The sequence below is a fragment of the uncultured Acetatifactor sp. genome (assembly GCF_948601915.1).
Lineage (GTDB): Bacteria > Bacillota > Clostridia > Lachnospirales > Lachnospiraceae > Acetatifactor.
This window is the reverse complement of sequence record NZ_CAPDXS010000036.1, coordinates 17171-37429: the sequence shown is the minus strand read 5'-3', so window position 1 is coordinate 37429 and position 20259 is coordinate 17171. Positions and strand designations below refer to the sequence as shown.

Genomic DNA, 20259 nt, shown 5'->3' with positions numbered 1-20259 from the left:
CAAAATGTATACCTTTTGGGGTGTTTTTAAGGAGAAAGATGGAAGGCGAAAACAACTCCAAGGGGGACTGTATATGGAAACGACCAAGAAGAAAAGCAAATTACTTGAAATCTGGAAAGCGAGGTACCTGTACATACTTCTTTTGCCCCTGCTGGTCTGGCTGGCAGTGTTCTGCTATGCCCCCATGTACGGCGTGCTCATGGCCTTCAAGAACTACAGCGCAAAGCTGGGGGTTTTGGGGAGCCCGTGGGTGGGGCTGCAGCATTTCAAGAGAATTTTCATTACGCCGGACGCTATGAGGTCGATCAACAATACCATCGTGATCAGCGCCAGTAGGCTGCTTTTTGAGTTCCCCATGCCTATCATCATGGCTATCATGATTACCGAGATGCCCGGTAACCGCACGAAAAAGATATATCAGACCATTTTTACGTTCCCCCATTTCCTCTCCTGGGTCGTGGTGGCGAACATCGTGACCAACTTCATGGCCCAGGGCGGCGCGATCAATATCCTTTTGGATAACCTGGGATTTGAGAAGATTAATTTCCTGACCACCAAGCCTCTGTTCAGGCCTCTGCTCTACATCACCTCCAACTGGAAGGAGATGGGATGGTCCGCCATCATCTACATGGCGGCCATAGCGGGCATCGACACCACGCTCTATGAAGCGGCCAAGGTGGACGGCGCCACCCGGCTGAAGCAGATATGGCATGTGACCCTGCCCGGCATCCTGAGCACCATCGTCATCATGTTCATCCTCCAGGTAGGCGGCATGATGAACGCCGGTTTCGACCAGGTCTTCAACCTGCGCAACAGCGCGGTAAAGGATATCTCCCAGATCCTGGACACCTATGTCTATGACATCACTTTCCTGAGCACGCCGAATTACGGTTTCTCCACGGCGGTAGGATTGTTCAAGTCCGTGATCAACTTCTTCCTGCTGTTCCTGGCGAACACGGTGACGAAGAAGATCAGCGGACAGGGAATGTTCGCTTAAGCGAAGACAGGAAAGGAGACAGAGAGTATGAAGAACCCGAAAATCAAGAAGAGACATAAATGGCAGGGCACGGAGATCTTCTCCGTAATCGTCCTGACGATCATAGCCATATTGATAGTCGTTCCTTTCTGGAACGCGGTGGTGATTTCCCTGGAGACATCGGCCGCTTTCAGCCGCAAGCCCTTCTCCTGGCTGCCCGGGGAGTTCACCCTGGCCAACTATGACTACCTGCTGTTCCAGAACAGCGGCGCCATGATTACGGCATATAAGGCTACCATAGGGATTACGGTGGTAGGCACATTCTTGGGAATGCTGGTGTCGGTCATGGGGGCATATGCCTTCTCCAGAAAGTTCCCGGGGAAGAAGTTCTTCTTCATGGCCATGCTGTTCACCATGTTCTTCGGCGGCGGCCTGATTCCCACCTACCTGCTGATCAAGGGCATGGGGCTGCTGGACACTTACACCATATTGGTGCTGCTGGGCATGATTTCCACCTACAATATCATCATCATGAAGAACGGCTTCGAGAGCACGCCCATGGATCTCCAGGAGGCGGCCATGATAGACGGGGCCAACGACCTGACGGTATTCGCCAAGATTATGCTTCCTCTGCAGAAGCCCCTGATTGCCACGTTCTCCCTGTTCACCGCAGTGGGATACTGGAACAGCTGGTACTGGCCCATGCTCCTTTTGAGCAGCGGCGACAAGACCGTGCTGCAGCTGTTCCTGCGCTCCATCGTCAATGCCCTGACATCCCAGGAGGGCACCAAGAATATGGCGGCTTCCGGCCAGGCGTTCCAGAACACCTTCTCCCAGGGCGTGAAGATGGCGGCAGTGTTCGCGGTCATGCTTCCCATCATGGTGGTATACCCGTTCCTGCAGAAGTATTTCGTAAAAGGCATGCTGGTAGGGGCGGTGAAGATGTAGTTCCGGATATCTGTGAAAGTATTATGAACCCGGCGCCGGGGAACCGCGCCGGAAGTAATACAAATATAAATTCATTTCCATGAAAGGAGAGTATTATGAGAAAGGTAAAAAAGTTTGCTGCACTGTTGCTGTGCGGCGCGCTGACGCTTTCCGCTCTGACGGGCTGCGGCGGCGATGACGGAGGCGCTTCCAAGGAGAGCAGCTCTGCTCCGGAAGAATCCAAGGCGGAGGAGAGCAAGGCAGAGGATGCCGGCGGCGAGGCGGAAGATGCCGGTGGCGAGGCAGAGGACGCAGGCGGCGAAGCCGCAAGCGGAGACGCGGTCCACTTCACCTTTACGGCTTACAACTGTATCGCCGGTAAGGACTACAAGGATCCCCTGTTCCTCTGGATCAACGAGAAATTCGGCGTGGACATGGAAGTCATGGCCAATGAGCCCAGCGGCGCTGACGAGAGGTTCCGTACATGGGTCATGGGCGGCACGCTTCCCGACTGTGCAAACTGGGAAGGATTCACGTTTGCCGAGTATTATTCCTACATCGATCAGGGCCTGCTTGGCGCGCTGCCTGACGGCTGGGAGGAGAAGTATCCCAACATCGCCAAGATGGTAGAGGCCTCCGGCTACGCGGAGTATCTGAAGGTGGACGGCAAGACCTATGGCGTTCCCCACGTTGTGTTCAACAACTTCCTGGAGATGGATCCCCCCATCAACCATGCGACCCTGTTCTTCAGAAAGGACTGGGCGGCAGAGGTAGGCATGCCTGACATGGGCAAGGACTACTACGTCACCATCTCTGAACTGAAGCAGTATCTGGAGAAGGTAAAAGAGGCGGGCCTGACCAACGATTCCTTCGTGAGCGACAGCCCCGGAAACATCGACCAGATGTTCGGATATGCCACAGGCACCCCTTATGGCCGTACCTTCATCGAGACCCCGGAAGGCTTTAAGTATACCTTCGTGGATGACAGGGACAAATGGATCAACATGATTGAGATCATGAGGGAGTGGTATCAGGCAGGCCTGATCGATCCCGACTATGTGGTCATCAACGATATCTATGATGCCCGTGCCGCTCTGATGGCAGGTACGCTGGCTGCCATGTACGACAGCGGCGACTGCGGAAATACCAATACCTATATGACCGGTTACCAGGGGAACTTCCCGGATCAGGATCCCTACGATATCATCGGCGGAGCCCACATCGTTCCGGATGAAGGCGTAAGTGCTGGCTCCATCCTGGAGGTAGGCAACTACTGGACCGTGCAGGTCTTCAATCCTGATACGGATGAAGCTACGATGGCGAAGATCATGGAAGTCATGGATTGGGCCTGCACGGCTGAGGGCGAGGCTTCCGTACAGATCGGTATCCCCGAGGTGGACTGGAAGTATGCGGATGACGGCAGCATCGAGCCCATCAACAACATCGATATCACCGTGTATCCTTCCACCGAGATTCTGGGAACGGCATTCAGCCATTGCCAGGACGAAATCGGATATTCCGGAGCAAGGGCAGATATGGACAAGCGCGCGATCGACCAGGCGCTGGCTGTCTTTGAGGTCAAGAAGCAGGGTACTGTCATTCCTTACGAGAAGAACTACACCATCTTCAGCAGCCCTACGAAGGATATGTACTCCGTGGCTTATGGGGATAAGATCAACGAGCTGGTTACCGGCACCGATGACATCGCTTCCACATGGGATGCCTTCTTTGAGGAGAACAGAGGTATGTGGGAGCCCCTGCTGAACGAGCTTAACGAGCACTTCGGCTATTGAGAAGAGCGCGATGTGCGGGAAAGAGTGCAGAAAGCATTGAAATAGCGAAATGCAGCAATGATATGACAGAAATGAAGTAAGCACGGACGGCTCCCTTGTCCCCTTATGAAAAGGGGCAGGGGAGCCGAAAGTATATATAAAGGCAGCGGACTGCCGCAACGGGCAGCTGCAGGCGGCCTGCAATGCGCGGCGCTGAGATAAGGAGGTTGTCAGATATGGGAATTCCAAAGCTTTATTTTTACGGTGACATCGAGGGCTTGGTTCCGGCTCTGAAGGGGCTGGAGGGGGACGGATATTTCAGGCTGTGCGGCAAGGACGAGGGAGGCTTTCCGGTAAAGGCGGAAAGCGGGGCGGAGAATCTGGTGAGCTGCGACGGGCAGAGCGCCTGCATCCGCTTCGAATCCAGGACGCTGTTCTTCCGTCAGTTGGGGCGGCTGCTGGGGCGGCTGCCGGAAGCCTTTGAGGAGAAGACGGTCAAATATTTCGATGAGCTGGGGGCCATGTTCGACCTTTCCCGGAACAATGTGATATCCGTGGAGGGCTTCCAGGGCTTCATGAGGAAGCTGGCGTTGATGGGGTACACCTATATCTTCTTATATATGGAAGATACTTATGAGGTGGAGGAGCTGCCCTACTTCGGGTACATGAGGGGCAGGTACACCCAGGAGGAGCTGTCCCGGATGGACGCCTACGCGGCGGATTACGGAATCGAGCTGATTCCCTGCATCCAGACGCTGGGGCATCTGGAGAAGTACCTGCGCTGGCCGGTGGCGTTCCCTATAAGGGATACGGAGAACGTGCTGCTGGTAGGCGCGCCGGAGACGAGGGAGTTCCTGCGGAGCATCCTGAAGGCAGCCACCGCGCCCTTCCGTTCCTCCAGGATCCATCTGGGCATGGACGAGGCCTGGGGGCTGGGAAGCGGCATGTACCTGGCGAAGAACGGCTACAAGCCCTCTCTGGAGATTCTTCGGGACCATCTGGAGATGGTGATGGACGTGTGCCGGGAAATCGACCTGGAGCCCATGATCTGGAGCGACATGTTCTTCCGGCCTTTGAACGAGAGCGGCGATTATTACGACCAGTCCCCCATCGAGGAGAAGACCCTGGAGCAGATCAGGGCCTCCATCCCGGAGGGGCTGTCGCTGGTATACTGGGACTATTACCACGCGGAGAAGGAGGTGTACTCCAGGCTGCTGGAGAAGCACCAGCAGCTCACGGACCGCATCGTCTTCGCAGGGGGCATCTGGACCTGGAACGGCATCTCCCCCAACCAGGGGAAGGCCTTCCGCGTCACCAGGGAAGGCCTCGGGGCCTGCAGGGAGCGGGGCATCCGCAATGTCTGTACCACCATGTGGGGGGACAATGGCGGCGAGACCTCCAGCCTTTGCGCCCTGATCGGGATGCAGCTGTTCGGCGAGTATGCCTACAATGAGGATCCCACCAACGAGGAAGTCTTCCGCAGCTTCCGGGCGTGCTGCCGGGAGGACGGCCAGGCGTTCTACGACCTGCGGCTGCTGGATGAAATCCCCTCCGTGCCGGAGGAGAACCTCCACAGCGCCAATCCCTCCAAGTTCCTGTTGTACCAGAATCCGCTCTACGGTCTCTTCGACAGGCATGTGGAGGATTTCCTGAAGGATGCGTTGAAGACGGCAGGGCGCGACCCGGAGGATCCGGCCCAGATGGAGGCCATCCTCTTCGGGGAGGACGAGGAGCTCCACGGCCTGTACGATTACTATATGGACCTGGCCGGAAAGCTGCGGGGCTATATGCGGAAATCCGAGGGGAACGCCCTGATGTTCGCCCACTACGCGAACCTGGCACAGTTCCTGGCGGACAAGGCGGAGCTGGGCTGCGCCATCCGCTTCGCCTACGACGCGGGCAGGGACGACCTGACAGAGGAGTGCATGGACAGATGCGCAGGGCTCCTGGAGCAGTTGCCCGCGCTGGCGGACACTTGGCGGAAGCTCTGGAGGAGCACCAGCAAGGCTGTGGGCTTCGAGGTGATAACCATCCGCCTGGGAGCGCTGGAGGCCCAGTTGAAATACGCGCTGGAATGCCTGGATGCCTTCTGCCATGAAGGGGCAAAGATAGAGGAGCTGGAACTGGAGCTTCTGCACTACGGCTCCATGCGGCCCAGGCAGGAAGGGGCGGCCCTGGACATCAACTGCCCGTTCTGGGACAGGATCGCCGCCATGAACCCTGTGGGCGGAGTATGATGAAGGTGTAATATAAGAACGTGAATTAATCAAATGAGGCTCCTTTCCGAAAGGGCGGAATTCCGCTGTCTTTCGGGAGGGAGCCTGTTTTTTGCTTCTGCGAATCGTCACTCTTTCCAATAGTCTATCGTTTCCTGCGAGGTGGTGACGATTCCAAATAGTTTTCGCATAAAATCTTCCTTTTCATGGAACATTTCCAGAATAAGGATGGTCTCATTGGCTGTTAAGCGGTAAAAGAAATAGTTATGTTCCACAAAAATATAGCTGTAATCGGATTCGACATCATATTGCGATGAGATTCTTGTGCCCCAGCTCTTTTTCTAATTCATCTGCGGATATGGTTCCTTCAGCAATCACTGATTTTTCGGCTTCCTGAAGCTTTAGCAGCAACTGATTTAAGGCCTTCTGCTTATCCAGCTCATCTAATTCCTGCATGTCGATAATGGCGCAGGAGCCATGTCCGTTGCGGGTAAGATAGACTCGGTTCCCATAGGAAACCTCATTTACCACCGCTGTGTAATTTCTCAAGTCTGATATGGGTTTTATATTCGGCATTTCGCATCCTCCAATTCTTCCAAACTTCCAGTCGGTTCTCTACACACCTTTCTGATAGTATTATACCAGTTGTCTGCCGTCGCCTGCAACAAATTTGCATGGAAATTTACAGCAAAATTTATGGCATGTGGATGCGCGGCTGTCTGCCTTTACATCCTTGCCTCCATAAGATTGCTGGAGGCATACCGCCGAAGCCCACGGTAGAACACTGTTGTCGCCAGGGCGCAGATCAGGACGGTGTAGGCCAGGATCCGGGCCAGGCTTCCCATATCGAAATCCACCATCACATGCACCGGCCGGTAGATGACCATGCCCACGGGGAGGACCTGGTAGAGCAGGAACCTGGCCGCGCCGTGGAAGATGCCGTCCGGGTAGGTGGCGAAGCTGATGGAGCTGTTCACCATATGCTGGGCGAAGGCGTCCGCCCGCAGGAACCAGAAGGACAGGCTCCCCAGCAGCAGGGCGAAGGCCGCCAGGATCACGGCCCCTGTCACCGTGAACAGCAGGAACAGGAACAGCCGCTTCAGGCTGAAGCAGAAGACGCACAGCAGGATCAGTCCGTAGAGCAGGTCGCCGATGGCCGAGGTGTTGGTGGCGGAGGTGATTACGCTAAGCAGCACGTTCTTGGGCTGTACCAGGTAGGAGTCCAGCTTCCCGCTGACGATCAGGTCGGGCAGGGAGAAGGCTCTGGCGAAGAGGATCCTGGACAGGCCGAAGGTGCTGGCGGCCAGGCCCCACAGCAGCATGACCTCCCGCATGGTGTAGCCGCCGATGTCCTCTTTTATATGGAAGAGAATCATCCATTGCAGGATGAAGGCGGCATTGTTCAGGACCATGAAGCCGATGTTGGTGAGGAAGGTGACTTTGTTCAGCATCTCCCGCATGATATTGTATTTTACAGCCAGCAGGCATACCCGCAGCTGATTCTTAACCGCCGTTGACATACAGCTTTTTCGCCCCCTTTCCGTAGAGGAAGAGCATGAGCCCCCAGGCCGCCCCCAGGTACAGGGCCTGGGCCAGGAGGATTTCCAGGTACTTTTCCGTGGAGAAATCCACGATCAGCTTGGCCGGGCCGTAACAGACCGTGTAGACAGGCGTGAGCTTCACCAGGGGCTGAAGGGCCTCCGGGAATATCTCCACCGGAAACAGGGTGCCCACCACCAGCAGGAGCTTGCTGTAGAGCCACTGGAAGGGAGCGGAGTCCTCGATCCAGAAGGAGATCATGCTGATGCACAGCCGCAGGACGGCGTCGATGGTGATGCCCGCTATGACCACAGGTATCGCCGCAAGCAGGGCCAGGGGGCGGAAACGGGGCAGCGGCCCCACCAGAACCATTCCCAGCCCCGCAGCCAGCAGGGCGAACATGGGCAGCTGGATGCTCCAGCCTCCCGTATACCTGGCCAGGCAGTAGAGGCAGTAGTGATAGGGCTTGCCTATCAGGTAAGCGATATTGCCGCCCCGGATGTCCGCGGCCACCTGCCTGGTCACTACGTGGGACGGAGCGCCGAACCAGATGGTCTCCGTGATCATCACGTACCAGATCATCTGCGCCTTATCGTACCCGGCAATCAGCTCTCCCGGCGAGGAATATATGTAATTCCAGAGCTGGATGAACACAAAGATGATAATGGCGAAGCTGATGAAGCCCATGGCGATATTGGCCGCGTACTGGAGGTTCTCCATGAGCACGGACTGGTAGATGACCCTGTATTTTCGTAAGCGAAGGCTCTTTCTCATGAGATTCCATCCACCCTCCCCTCTGCTTTATAGATTTCCGTGATGATGCTTTCCAGCGGGACATTGGAGATATTGATGTCCTCCAGGTTCTCCGCGTCGATCATGTGCAGGGCGTCGTTGATGCGCAGCTTCCCGGTGTCCACCTGGAACTTCACCCGGCCGCCCTTCTGCTTCAGGAGGGTGATGCCCTCCGCGGCGGGCAGGGGGGCCTCCTCCCGGAGCTTGGCCTCCACGATCTTCCGGTCCAGGTAATGGTTCTTCAGATGCTCCATGGAGTCGTCCAGCACGATCCGGCCGCTGTTCACGATGATGATGCGCCTGCAGAGCTTCTCGATGTCCCCCACGTCATGGCTGGTGAGGAAGATGGTGGTGCCAAGCTCCCGGTTCATCTGCCGGATCAGGGCCCGGATGTTCTCCTTCACCACGGGATCCAGGCCGATGGTGGGCTCGTCCAGGAACAGCACCCTGGGCCTGTGGATCAGGGAGGCCACGATCTCGCAGCGGATTCTCTGGCCCAGGGACAGGTTCCTCACCGGGGTGTTCAGGAAGGAACCCAGCTCAAAGGTGTCCGCAAGCTCCCTTATGCGGCTCTCCGTCTCCCTGTCGGGAGAATCGTAGATCGCCCCGAAGAAGCGGAAATTGTCGTAGGGCGTCAGGTGGGTCCAGAGCTGCTCCTTCTGGCCGAACACCGTGCCGATTTCATAGGCCAGGCGCCTGCGCTGCTTCGCGGGATCGATGTCCAGCACTCTGGCACGGCCGCCGTCGGGATAGAGGATGCCCGTGAGCATTTTGATGGTGGTGCTCTTCCCCGCGCCGTTGGGGCCGATGAAGGCAAGCATCTCGCCGGCCTCCACGGAGAAGGAGATGCCGTCCACCGCCTGCACCTCTTTGATTCTGGGGCGCAGGATTGCCTGGAGGCTCCCCTTCATGCCCTTTTCCTTCTGCCTGACCCGAAAGGTCTTCGACAGGTTCTCTGCTTTGATTGTGTTCATGTCTTCTCCTCCCTCTGTGAATGTATATATGTAGCGATAAAATCTTGCCCAAAACCGGATAAACGGCATGACTGGCACTTGCCCAAAACCGGATAAACGGCATGACTGGCTGTGCTATGTGGCTGGCAGGAATTAAATGCCGTTTATATAGATTTCCAGTATAATAAATTCGCGTATAAAAAAGGAACCGCTCTGCCATATACACCTTCGAGTATACGCTAGCGGCTCCTGTTCTGATTACCGCATAGCCAAACAAGACTTTCCGTCTTTTCGGCCATGCGCTCTTCCGGATGTCCACCGGAATCAGGTCGTGACCGTAAAGTGAAAAATCTGCACGGGCAGCATAATCAGTACATAAGATACACAATTGTATGCAAACATGATGAATTCTCCTGCTTTCGTCTGTTTCAAGCACAGTAATCTGAAATTTCAAGTATGATATCACGTCTGTTTTGAAAAGTCAAGGGTTAAAATCAATAAAATTCTATTGATTTCACAGGCGTGACAGATTACAATAAGAACAGCGGATGTTCGACAGGAGGCCGGCCAGGAGCCTGGAAAGGCGGGCCCGGGGACAGCAGACGGGCATCGAGAGAATGGTGAGCAGGAGGACGTGAGGATATGAAGACAGGGGCACAGCTCTACACCATACGTGCATACACGCAGAATGAAAAGGATTTCGCACGGAGCATGAAGCGCATCGCGCAGACAGGCTACAGGACGGTGCAGATATCCGCGGTGGGCAAGGACATCCGCCCGGAGCGCATCCGTGAGATCTGCGACGAGAACGGGCTGGAGATCGTGCTGACCCACAGCGACGTGAACCGCATCCTGTACGATACGGACAGGCTCATTGCGGAGCATGATGTCATGGGATGCAGATACATAGGCATAGGGGCCATGCCGGACAGATACCGCGCGCCGGAATGGCTGGCGCATTTTGCCGAGGATTTCAGGGAACCGGCCAGGAAGATTGCGGATGCGGGGAAGCTTCTGATGTACCACAACCACAACTTCGAGTTCCGCAGGATCCAGGCGGAAGGGGAGGCGCAGGAGAAGCGCATCATCGAGTACCTGTGCGACTGGTTCGGGCCCCGGGAGCTGGGCTTTACGCTGGACACCTACTGGGTGCAGGCGGCGGGGGCGGACGTGTGCCAGTGGATCGGCCTGCTGGCGGACAGGATTCCCTGCGTGCATCTGAAAGACATGGCCGTAGGCGCGGAGGGGGCCATGATGGCGCCCGTGATGGAGGGGAACCTGAACTTCGGGGCCATCCTGAAGGCGCTGGAGGGGACGAGCTGCGAATATCTGCTGGTGGAGCAGGACATCTGCCAGGGGAGCCCTTTCGACTGCCTAAAGCAAAGCTATGACAACCTGGCCGCCGCCGGGTATCGCTGAGAGGCCGCTGCTCTGGCGGGAAAGCACAGGCTGAAGGCTGGCGCGCGCTGAGAGGGAAGAGGAGAGGACAGGATGGTACTATCGGATAAGACAATCATGAGGATGCTTCGGGAGGGGACGCTGTCCGTCTCGCCTCTGGAGGAGGGCCAGATACAGCCCGCCAGCGTGGACATAAGGCTGGGGAACATGTTCAGCATCATCGAGGATCTGCCCAGGGGCGTCATCGACCTGGAGAACGAGATCCAATACCGCACCATGGAGACGGATACCTATGTGCTCCTGCCCGGCCAGTTCGTCCTGGCCACCACCATGGAATACATAGAGCTGCCCGACAACCTGACGGCCTTCGTGGAGGGGCGCAGCTCCCTGGGGCGTATGGGGCTGTTCATCCAGAACGCGGGCTGGGTGGATCCGGGGTTCAAAGGAGAGATCACGCTGGAGCTGTTCAACGCCAACCGCTGCGCCATCGAGCTGAAGGCCGGACGCAGGGTGGGGCAGCTTGTGTTCGCGGAGATGGACGCCGCGGCCCTGCATCCTTACCGGGGAAAGTATCAGGGACAGACAGGGGCTACGGGTTCCCGTGCATTTATGGACGATAAAGAGTGAAATTCATAATAATCGTTTAGAATCCTTAAGAATAAATGGACAAAGAGCAGTATTTGGGGATAAAATAGAAAAAAACATAAAAAAACATAAAAGAAAGGAAATTTCGATGAAAAAGAAAGTACTGGCAGCAATTATGGCGGCCGCTGTCATCCTGGCTGGCTGCGGAGGAAACGATGGGGGGACGTCCGAGGCTCCGGTGGAGACAATGTCGCCCGTCATCGTAGAGGATACACCGGAGCCTTCGCCGGAGGCCACTGAGGAGCCGGAGGCGGAACCTGAGGTGGAGGAAGAGACCCGGGAGGGGATGTACCGGAGCGAGCTGACGAATGAGTGGATAGACGAGGGGCTGAAGAACCAGAGGCCCATAGCGGTCATGGTGGACAACGAGAAGATAGCGCTGCCCCATTACGGGCTGACGGAGGCCGATGTGGTCTACGAGATCATGAACAGCACGCTGAACGACAGGATCACACGGTTCATGGTGCTTGTGAAGGACTGGGAGAAGATTCAGCAGATGGGCAGCATCCGCAGCACCCGCTCCACCAACATCTACCTGGTGGGCGAGTGGAACGCCGTGCTCTGCCATGACGGCGGCCCTTACTTCGCTATGGACCTGATTGCCGAGAAGGCCTACTGCGATAATTTCTCAGGCACCTTTTCCCGCGTGCAGAACGGGAAGCCCACTGAGTTCACGGAGTATATCCTGGCGGGGGACCTGGAGAAGAACTTCAGCAGCAAGAACTACAGCAAGGAATACAATGAGCATTATGAGGGGGAGCACTTCCAGTTCTCCAATGAGGAAATCGACCTGTCCGGCGAGGCGGGGGCGATCGACTGTACCGAAATCCAGCTTCCCTTCAAGCACAATGGCTCTACGCTGAAATACAACGAGGAGACCGGGACATACGATTATTATGAGTACGGCCAGGCCCATCTGGACCCGCAGCATGACAATGCCCAGCTCTCCTTCAAGAACCTCCTGATTCAGGACTGCACCTTCTCCGACCTGGGAGACGGATATCTGGTCTATAATGTCCTGGACACCTCGGGGCGCAGCGGATACTACATAACCAACGGAAAAGCCATTGAGGTGAACTGGTATAAGGGTTCAGACACCGCTCCCACGACCTTCTACAAGAAGGGGACAAGCGAGGAGATTCAGTTGAACACGGGGAAGACCTACATCTCCATCGTGCCCTCCGACGGGTGGGACGACATCGTCATAAAGTAACAGCTTAATAGCCATGCCCGGAAAAGATGAACATGAGACTGTGTTCATCTTTTTCTTTCGGAGGACCCGCAGGGGGCAGAAGGGCGGAACCGCGGAGTGCAGCAGGGCGCAGCCGCAGAGGGACGGAACCACAGGGGGCAGCGGACCCGCAGGGGGTAGCGGACCCGCAGACTGCAGGGGCCAGGGGACGCAGCGTGTAGACGGCATCAGAGGACAGGGGGAAGGGAATGGACAGAAGGAAACGGCTTCGCAGGGGCAGGATGATATTTCTGGGGATTGGGATCCTGGTGGTCCTGCTGAACGTGGCGGCATGGAACAGCGCTGCCTTTTCCGACTGGTATATCGCCCATGTCTTCCCTGTCTGGGTGGGCACCTATGGCCGCCTGACCGGGCTGTTCCCCTTCTCGGTGGGGGAATGGATGATTGGTGCCGGGCTGGTGGTGCTGGGGCTGGCGGTGCTGTTGGGCATCGGTTGGGCGGGGATTGGCAGTGTTCTGGCAGTGAGGCGTCTGTGGTGCAGAAGACCCAGGGAGGCTGCTCATGCTGCCGGCGCGGGGCTTGGAATCTATCGGAAGGTCAGCGTTGCGTATTATCGGTTTTTCGTATGGACATTGCTGATCGTCTGCCTGGTCATGACGCTGAACTGCTTCATCCTGTACCACGCCTCCACCTTTTCGGAGCAGTATTTCGGCGAGGACGACAATGTGTACGCGCTGGAGGAGCTAATCGGGGTCTATAACATGGTGGCGGAGCAGTGCAACCGCTTAAGCGGGGAGATGCTGCGGGACGAGGACGGCATGGCGCTGTATCCGGGGAGCCTGGGGAGGGACGGGGAACTGCTGGACATGGAGGACATGGCCAGGGAGCTGATGGCGCGGCTTGGGGAGGAATATCCCCGGCTCAAGGGCTACTATCCCCGGCCCAAGGCGTTGGCGGCCTCGGATTTCATGTGCCAGCAGCATATGCAGGGGTACTATTTCCCCTTCTCCATGGAGGCCAATTACAACGATGTGATGCACATCCTGAATTTCCCCTCCACCATGTGCCATGAGCTGGCCCATCTGCGGGGATATATCTATGAGGACGAGGCAAATTTCATCGGCTATCTGGCCTGCGTGGAATCGGAGGACGCCTTTTTCCAGTACGCGGGATATCTCAGTGTATTGGTGTACCTGCGCAATGACATCTACAAGGCGAGGAGGGAGGACCGCGCCGCCTACGAGGAGGCTATAGAGCGGATCGCCCCGGTGGAGGTGGAGGCCCGGGTCTGGGAGGACAATGTGTTCGTGGTGCAGGAGGAGTGGGACCGGATCGACGGGAAGGCCCTGATCGACACAGAGGTGGTGGACAAGGCCGCGGACGTGTTCATCAATACCAACCTGAAGATACATGGCATCTCCGACGGCGCGGTGAGCTACAGCCGCGTGGTGAAGCTGTTGCTGCAGTATTACCGATACCATGGGCTTGGGGATATTTGAAGGAAAGCTGTTCAAAAGCGGAAAATATAAAAAATCATCCAAAGGTATTGACAAAGAGCCTTTTTCCGTGTAAAATAATCAGTGTTGTGGCGGAGGGACAGTTCCGTTCCGGCTGAAATGAATTGAATAGGTCATTTTTATGCAGGTGTAGTTCAGTGGTAGAACACCAGCCTTCCAAGCTGGATATGTGGGTTCGATTCCCATCACCTGCTTTTTGGTTGTCATCATGCGAGAGATTCTGCCGTCATCCCTATAAAGTAGCTTTACACTTTGCACAAGGGCTGTTATAATGGAAGCATCAGATAAGCACAGGAAGCAATATGTCAAATGGGAGGTGGTTATGTGCCGCCAGGTATTGAAGTAACAAAACAGGCCCTTGATGATTTCAAGAAGATTCAAGAGTATATGTTATCAGCGAGAAAAGAAAACGCAACTGAGACATATGCAAAGCTTAAGAAAGAATATTTGACAATAAAAGCATTGTTGAATGTTTCTGGCGTGAATCTTACTGACATCGATGAAATCAAGGAATGACCGTCCTGCAACTGAATACTTTTAGTCCTTCGCCGTAAGGTGGAGGACTTTTTGCATAGCGAGGGCAAGTGAAGGAAACAGAGCATCAGCGGATAAATACAATAAAAGAGAGGAAACACCTGACATGGAAAAGATAGCGAGCTTCACCATCGACCACATCAAGCTGGAACCCGGCGTCTATGTGTCCCGCAAGGACAGCGTAGGCACGGAGACGATTACCACCTTCGACCTGCGCATGACCAGCCCCAATGAGGAGCCTGTGATGAACACGGCGGAGGTGCACACCATCGAGCACCTGGGGGCCACATTCCTGCGCAACCACCCGGAATACGGCCCGAAGACCATCTACTTCGGCCCCATGGGATGCCGCACAGGCTTCTACCTGTTGCTGGCCGGGGACTACAGCTCCCGGGACATCCTGCCCCTGATCACAGAGATGTACGAGTTCATCCGGGATTTCCGGGGCGAGGTGCCCGGGGCCTCCGCGAAGGACTGCGGCAACTACCTGGACATGAACCTGCCCATGGCGAACTTCCTGGCCGGGAGATACCTGGAGGAGGTGCTCCGCGGAATAGACGACAGCAGGCTGGTGTATTCGGACTGAATGACGGCCCTGCGGATTTGGCGGCGGCCAAAGCGGCAGAGGGAGGATGCGGAGGCGTAGTGCCGCGTGCTTCCTGCCAGGGGAATCGGGACAGAGGGCGCAGAAGGAACGGAAGGGGACTGCGCGGAAAAGAGGAGGACTTATCATGACGAAGATTGGCATCATAGGAGCGATGGAGCTGGAAGTAGAACAGCTTAAGAAGGAAATGGCCGTGAAATCGGTGGTGACGAAGGCAGGGATGGACTTCTTCGAGGGCACTTTGGATGACGTGCCTGTAGTTGTTGTCCGCAGCGGCATCGGCAAGGTGAACGCGGCGCTGTGCGTACAGATCCTGGCGGATGTGTTCCAGGTGTCCCATGTGATCAATACCGGTGTGGCAGGCTCCCTGAACGCGAAGCTGGACATCGGCGACATCCTCATATCCCGGGACGCCCTGCACCACGACATGGACACCACGATTTTCGGCTATCAGCCCGGGGAGGTGCCCCAGATGGGCTTCCGGGAGTTCAGGGCGGATGAGCGCATGATGGAGCTGGCCAGGGAGGCCTGCGAGAAGGTCAATCCTGACATCCGTGTCATGTTCGGCCGGGTGGTCAGCGGAGACCAGTTCATCTCCAGCAAAGAGGTGAAGGAGCGGCTGATCGCCCTGTTCCAGGGGGACTGCGCGGAGATGGAGGGGGCCTCCATCGCCCACGGCGCATACCTGAACGGCCTTCCCTTCGTCATCATCCGGGCCATCTCGGACAAGGCGGACGACAGCGCCGAGATGGACTATCCCACCTTTGAGGCGGCGGCAGCGAAGCATTCCGCGGCATTGGTGAAGGAAATGATAAAAGGACTTCTGCCCTGAGCGGAAGTCCTTTGTGGACAGGAAAAAGCATGCCGGGCCGGATTCAGTCCGGCCTTTTTTTGCGGAAGACGAACAGCTTGCTGAAGATATAGTTGGCGATGACCACCAGCACGGCGGAAATTACGCTGGCCGCCACCAGGTTGATGCCCGCGGCGGTGAGGATTTGCATCACCACGATGTCCAGAATCCATGTAGCCACCCTGGAGAGCACGAATTTCGGCGCTTCCTTCCGCATGGGCTCCCTGCTCTTGAACACGAACCTGCGGTTGGTGAAGAAGGCGAATATGACGCCCGTCACCCAGTTGACGGTGCTGAGCACCGTGTTCTCGAAGGGGGTGGGATACATGGTGTTGTGGAACAGCAGGGCGTTGGCGATGAACTTCGCGGCCCAGGACACCACGGTGGTCAGGAAGCCTACGATCAGGTAGACGATGATCTCCTCGTATTGTTTGTACAGTGCCTTGCATTTCTCTATCATTGGTTCCTCCTACTGCCGGATTTCAGTGTTCCGGCATTCTTTATGCGCAGGCCCGCATATGGAAAGCTGCGGCTGACACGGCTGCGGGCCGCGCGGCGGGCAGTGGGGAAGGGCGTTCTCCTGCCCGACTGCACAGGCCGCATATGGAAGCTTGCCGCTGACATGGCCGCGGGTAATCGTCAGGGATTGACGATGTTCCTGTCTTCTCCCTGCAGGAAAGCGGCGATGTTCCGGTAAGCCTCCTCCACGCAGCGCCTGCGGGCCTCCACGCTGGCCCAGGCCAGGTGAGGGGTGATGATCAGGCGGCTGCTGTCCCGGAAGCGGCTCAGGGGATTGTCGGGCGACAGGGGCTCCTTCTCCACCACGTCCAGGCCCGCGGCGGCTATCTCGCCCGCCTCCAGCGCCCGGTACAGGGCGGCGTTGTCCACCACCGGCCCTCTGGCCACGTTTATCAGCACCGCGGTGCGCTTCATCTTCCGCAGCGCTTCCCCATCGATGAAGTTCCGGGACAGGTCGCTTAAGGGACAGTGGAGGGAGAGGAAATCGCTCTCTGCAAGCAGTGTGTCCTTATCCAGCCGGGGATATTCCGTGCAATCGCTTTTTCCCGTGACGGAATGGAAGACCACCCTGCAGCCGAAGGCCTCCGCGGTCTTCGCCACCCGTCTGCCGATGTTGCCCATGCCTGCGATGCCCCAGGTCTTGCCCTCCAGCTCGCAGAAGGGCAGGTCGAAATTGGAGAACCGCGCCTGGGCGCTGTAGGCCCCGGATTTCACGTAATGGTCATAATGGAACAGCTTCTGGCTCAAGGCAAGCGCCAGGGTGAAGGTGTGCTGGGCCACCATGGCCGTGCAGTAGTCCCGCACATTCGCCACCTTGATGCCCCGTCCGCTGCAGTAGTCCAGGTCGCAGTTGTCGAAGCCCGTGGCGAATTCGCAGATCAGCTTCACGTTCGGCGCGTCCGCCAGGGTCTCCCGGTTCAGGGGGGATTTGTTGGCGATGACGATGTCCGCGTCCTTCACCCGCTCCCGGACCTCCTCCAAAGTGACAGTGTTGTCATAAACGGCGACCTGGCCAAGCTGGCCCATGCAGTCCACGGACACGTCCGTGCCCACGCTGTTCCGCTCCAATATCACGATTTTCATCTTATACGTATATCCTTTCTATAGAATGTCTTTCCTCTGCAGGGCAGAGGGTTCTCTGCAGGGCAGAGGATCCGCTACAGGGCAGAGGGAACCGTCCCCCTGCCCGCCGCACAAAAAGGCGGCCGATGACCGGCCGCCACAGGATGCCGCGCCGGAAGTCCCGGCAGAAACAGGTCCATTCCAGTGTAGCAAAGTGTATAAGCAATTTCAAGTTAAATTTTTCCTCCTGGAAGCCGATCCGGAAAGCCCGCCTAGGAGGTGAGGAACTCCTTCAGCAGCGCCTCCAGCTCCTCCTCCGTGACCAGGGCGGAGTCGTCCGGCACGGCGGAAGGGTCCGGCGCGGCGGCGCCCTCGGGCTGGGGCGGCACAGGGGGCATCTGCTGGAAGGGCGGCTGGGGGGCTTCCATCTCCGCCAGCTCTTCCCCGCCTGCGGCCAGCCTGTTGCCGATGGGCATCAGCTCCAGGGTGCGCTGCTCCGGCCTGCGGCCGGCGCCGCGGGCGTTCTTGCGCCGCCTTCCCCTGGCCGGGGTGCGGCTGCCCTGCTTTTCCTCGAAGACGGACTCCCCGTAGAGCATCTCGATATCCTGCCTGGTGACGTCGATGCGGGGGGACAGATGGTTCTCCAGATAGTCCACCAGGTTCACCTTCAGCACCCGCTTCTTCCCGCTGACATCCACCACGGTGGAGATGCTGAAATAGGCGTATAGCCCGAAGAAGCTGGCTATGTAGAAGGGCAGCACATCCCCCAGCGTCCTTCCCGTGAGGATGCTCTTGCACACGCCTATGCCGGAGCAGACCACGGACAGGAGCATCATCTGGCCGGACAGGTGGTAGAGGGTATCGAAGGAGAGATGCCCCAGGGCCATCCTGCCCAGGAACTTGTCCACAAAGACGGAGATATTTGCCACTCCGCCGCTCATCTCGTAGCAGCTGGCGAATTTTGTCTTGCACTGCCTCAGCAGGCGGTTCTTCGTGATGGCCATGTTGTCGGCCTCCTTTATCATATTCCGGTACAGCAGTCCTAGAAATATCCGAAGGATGATGCTGATTCCCAGACAGGTGAACATTGCGATCGTTATCAGCTTTTCTTCCTGAAATACGCGAAACATAATGCGCCTCCTTTCTGCTCTGGAACCACTGGCAGACGATCCTGCCATGCTTTCAGTATAACGCAGGCCTGTCCAACTTTACAGATTTTTCCATCGCATTTTTCCCTGCTTTTATCCGTTTTTCTGACAAGAAAAGAGCCCGGGCGGCATCTGGGGCGGCCCAGGCGCAAAAATCCGTTGCAGAACAGGGAAAAATCTGTTAGAATGTACCTTAATAATGAATCGCAAAGGAGAGGAAAAGGATGGATACACTGAAATACAAGACACACGGAACCTGCTCGCAGGAGATTGACATCGAACTGAAGGACGGCCTGATCGATTCCGTAAAGTTCACCGGCGGCTGCCACGGCAACCTGCAGGGCGTAAGCGCTCTGGTAAAGGGGATGAAGCCCCAGGAGGCCATTGACCGGCTGAAGGGCATCCGCTGCGGGGCGAAGGCCACCTCCTGCCCTGACCAGCTTGCGCTGGCCCTTGAGGAGATGCTTTAATCTATAGTTGAAAGGCATTGTTTATGAAAAAAATCGTTTTGACAGGCGGGGGCAGCGCAGGGCACGTTACCCCCAATATTGCATTGCTTCCGTCGCTGAGGGAGGCGGGGTACGAGATCACCTATATGGGATCCTACGACGGCATCGAGAAGAGGCTGGTGGAGGATTTCGGCCTGCCTTACGTGGGTATCGCCACGGGGAAGTTCAGGCGGTATCTGGACCTCCAGAACCTGACGGATCCCTTCCGCGTGATCAAGGGCTTCGGGGAGGCCAGGAGATTCCTGAAAAAGTATCATCCGGACGTAGTCTTCTCCAAGGGGGGCTTCGTGGCCGTCCCTGTGGTGCGGGCCGCGGCGTCCCTGGGCATCCCCTGCATCATCCACGAGTCCGACATGACGCCGGGGCTGGCCAATAAGATATGCATCCCCGTGGCCAGGAAGGTATGCTGCAATTTCCCGGAGACATTGAAGCTCCTGCCCGGGGACAAGGCGGTGCTGACAGGCTCCCCGATCCGGGCGGAGCTGGCCCAGGGCAACAAGCTGGCCGGGCTGGACATGTGCGGGTTCAACGCCAATACCCCGGTGGTCATGGTGATCGGCGGGAGCCTTGGGGCCGCCAATGTGAACAAGGCGGTGCGGGCCGCGCTTCCCAGCCTCCTGGGGGATTTCCAGGTGGTGCATCTGTGCGGCAAGGACAAGGTCGACAATCTGCTCCTGAACACGCCGGGCTACAGGCAGTTCGAATACGTGAAGGCGGAGCTGAAGGATCTCTTCGCCATGGCGGACGTGGTGATCTCCAGGGCCGGGGCCAATGCCATCTGCGAGCTGCTGGCGCTGAAGAAGCCGAACATCCTCATCCCGCTTCCCGCCTCCAGCAGCCGGGGGGACCAACTGCTCAACGCCAGATCCTTCGAGGCCCAGGGCTTTTCCATCGTTATCGGCGAGGACGACCTGACCACGGAGCTGCTGGTGGATAAGGTGCATGAGCTCTACTTCTCCAGGCAGACCTTCCGGGACGCCATGAACGACAGCGGGCAGATGGACTCCATCAGGACGATCCTGCGGCTGATAGAGGAGTGCGTCTGCGAAAAAGGGTGACCCAGCACATTGTGGCAAATTTCGTCGCTGGTGAGTATAGTAAATAGA

General features: G+C 57.1%; 20 protein-coding genes and 1 tRNA gene. 14 read left to right on the top strand and 7 right to left on the bottom strand.

All coding sequences use genetic code 11. From position 1 onward, the window contains the following. The first annotated feature begins 73 nt into the window (after positions 1-73). From Q2B33_RS08345 to Q2B33_RS08330, 4 genes are all read left to right on the top strand, one after another. Positions 74-997, top strand: a complete 924-nt coding sequence (locus Q2B33_RS08345; protein ID WP_300769376.1) for a sugar ABC transporter permease — start codon at positions 74-76, stop codon at positions 995-997. A 27-nt stretch (positions 998-1024) separates the two neighbouring features. Further along, positions 1025-1924: a carbohydrate ABC transporter permease gene (locus Q2B33_RS08340; protein ID WP_296470727.1), complete on the top strand. Its 900-nt coding sequence runs from the start codon at positions 1025-1027 to the stop codon at positions 1922-1924. A 95-nt stretch (positions 1925-2019) separates the two neighbouring features. After that, positions 2020-3696, top strand: coding sequence for a hypothetical protein (locus Q2B33_RS08335; protein ID WP_300569409.1), 1677 nt, complete (start codon positions 2020-2022; stop codon positions 3694-3696). A gap of 215 nt (positions 3697-3911) precedes the next feature. Next, the gene (locus Q2B33_RS08330) at positions 3912-5912 is read left to right on the top strand and encodes a beta-N-acetylhexosaminidase (RefSeq protein WP_300569406.1); all 2001 of its coding nucleotides are present in this window, start codon (positions 3912-3914) and stop codon (positions 5910-5912) included. Between the two features lie 282 nt (positions 5913-6194). On the opposite strand, the gene Q2B33_RS08325 is transcribed toward Q2B33_RS08330, so the two are convergent. The 4 genes from Q2B33_RS08325 to Q2B33_RS08310 form a co-directional block, all read right to left on the bottom strand. Continuing rightward, complete coding sequence (locus tag Q2B33_RS08325) at positions 6195-6467, bottom strand: prevent-host-death protein (protein WP_300569403.1); 273 nt, start codon at positions 6465-6467, stop codon at positions 6195-6197. A 149-nt stretch (positions 6468-6616) separates the two neighbouring features. Beyond that, on the bottom strand, positions 6617-7411 hold the full coding sequence (locus Q2B33_RS08320; protein ID WP_300569400.1) for an ABC transporter permease: 795 nt from the start codon (positions 7409-7411) through the stop codon (positions 6617-6619). Then, on the bottom strand, positions 7395-8204 hold the full coding sequence (locus Q2B33_RS08315; protein WP_300569397.1) for an ABC transporter permease: 810 nt from the start codon (positions 8202-8204) through the stop codon (positions 7395-7397). The genes Q2B33_RS08320 and Q2B33_RS08315 overlap by 17 nt, the downstream gene beginning before the upstream one ends. Further along, positions 8201-9196 carry an ATP-binding cassette domain-containing protein gene (locus Q2B33_RS08310; protein WP_300569394.1) on the bottom strand — a complete coding sequence of 332 codons (996 nt, stop codon included), beginning with the start codon at positions 9194-9196 and terminating at the stop codon, positions 8201-8203. Before Q2B33_RS08310 ends, Q2B33_RS08315 begins: the two co-directional genes overlap by 4 nt. Positions 9197-9817: 621 nt before the next feature. Here Q2B33_RS08310 and Q2B33_RS08305 point away from each other — a divergent pair. The 8 genes from Q2B33_RS08305 (at position 9818) to Q2B33_RS08270 (ending at position 15897) form a co-directional block, all read left to right on the top strand. Then, complete coding sequence (locus Q2B33_RS08305; protein ID WP_296464573.1) at positions 9818-10594, top strand: sugar phosphate isomerase/epimerase; 777 nt, start codon at positions 9818-9820, stop codon at positions 10592-10594. A gap of 72 nt (positions 10595-10666) precedes the next feature. Then, positions 10667-11200: a dCTP deaminase gene (gene dcd / locus Q2B33_RS08300; RefSeq protein ID WP_296464576.1), complete on the top strand. Its 534-nt coding sequence runs from the start codon at positions 10667-10669 to the stop codon at positions 11198-11200. A 106-nt stretch (positions 11201-11306) separates the two neighbouring features. Then, positions 11307-12431, top strand: coding sequence for a DUF3048 domain-containing protein (locus Q2B33_RS08295; RefSeq protein WP_296464580.1), 1125 nt, complete (start codon positions 11307-11309; stop codon positions 12429-12431). 227 nt (positions 12432-12658) lie between these two features. Further along, a complete protein-coding gene (locus Q2B33_RS08290) occupies positions 12659-13909 on the top strand; it encodes a DUF3810 domain-containing protein (RefSeq protein ID WP_300569389.1) in 1251 nt (416 codons plus the stop codon). A 141-nt stretch (positions 13910-14050) separates the two neighbouring features. Next, positions 14051-14121: transfer RNA gene (locus Q2B33_RS08285), tRNA-Gly, on the top strand. A gap of 130 nt (positions 14122-14251) precedes the next feature. Then, positions 14252-14443: a hypothetical protein gene (locus Q2B33_RS08280; protein ID WP_334300306.1), complete on the top strand. Its 192-nt coding sequence runs from the start codon at positions 14252-14254 to the stop codon at positions 14441-14443. Between the two features lie 124 nt (positions 14444-14567). Beyond that, positions 14568-15047: an S-ribosylhomocysteine lyase gene (locus Q2B33_RS08275; RefSeq protein WP_300569385.1), complete on the top strand. Its 480-nt coding sequence runs from the start codon at positions 14568-14570 to the stop codon at positions 15045-15047. Between the two features lie 145 nt (positions 15048-15192). After that, positions 15193-15897 carry a 5'-methylthioadenosine/adenosylhomocysteine nucleosidase gene (locus Q2B33_RS08270; protein WP_300569382.1) on the top strand — a complete coding sequence of 235 codons (705 nt, stop codon included), beginning with the start codon at positions 15193-15195 and terminating at the stop codon, positions 15895-15897. 43 nt (positions 15898-15940) lie between these two features. On the opposite strand, the gene Q2B33_RS08265 is transcribed toward Q2B33_RS08270, so the two are convergent. From Q2B33_RS08265 to Q2B33_RS08255, 3 genes are all read right to left on the bottom strand, one after another. Further along, positions 15941-16375 carry a GtrA family protein gene (locus Q2B33_RS08265; RefSeq protein ID WP_300569379.1) on the bottom strand — a complete coding sequence of 145 codons (435 nt, stop codon included), beginning with the start codon at positions 16373-16375 and terminating at the stop codon, positions 15941-15943. Positions 16376-16554: 179 nt separating this feature from the next. Beyond that, a complete protein-coding gene (locus Q2B33_RS08260) occupies positions 16555-17517 on the bottom strand; it encodes a D-2-hydroxyacid dehydrogenase (RefSeq protein ID WP_296464598.1) in 963 nt (320 codons plus the stop codon). 251 nt (positions 17518-17768) lie between these two features. Beyond that, a complete protein-coding gene (locus Q2B33_RS08255) occupies positions 17769-18626 on the bottom strand; it encodes a hypothetical protein (protein WP_300569377.1) in 858 nt (285 codons plus the stop codon). Positions 18627-18877: 251 nt separating this feature from the next. On the opposite strand from Q2B33_RS08255, the gene Q2B33_RS08250 reads away from it, so the two are divergent. Then, positions 18878-19114, top strand: coding sequence for a TIGR03905 family TSCPD domain-containing protein (locus Q2B33_RS08250; RefSeq protein WP_296464635.1), 237 nt, complete (start codon positions 18878-18880; stop codon positions 19112-19114). A gap of 23 nt (positions 19115-19137) precedes the next feature. Next, on the top strand, positions 19138-20211 hold the full coding sequence (locus Q2B33_RS08245) for an undecaprenyldiphospho-muramoylpentapeptide beta-N-acetylglucosaminyltransferase (RefSeq protein ID WP_300569374.1): 1074 nt from the start codon (positions 19138-19140) through the stop codon (positions 20209-20211). Positions 20212-20259 lie beyond the last annotated feature (48 nt).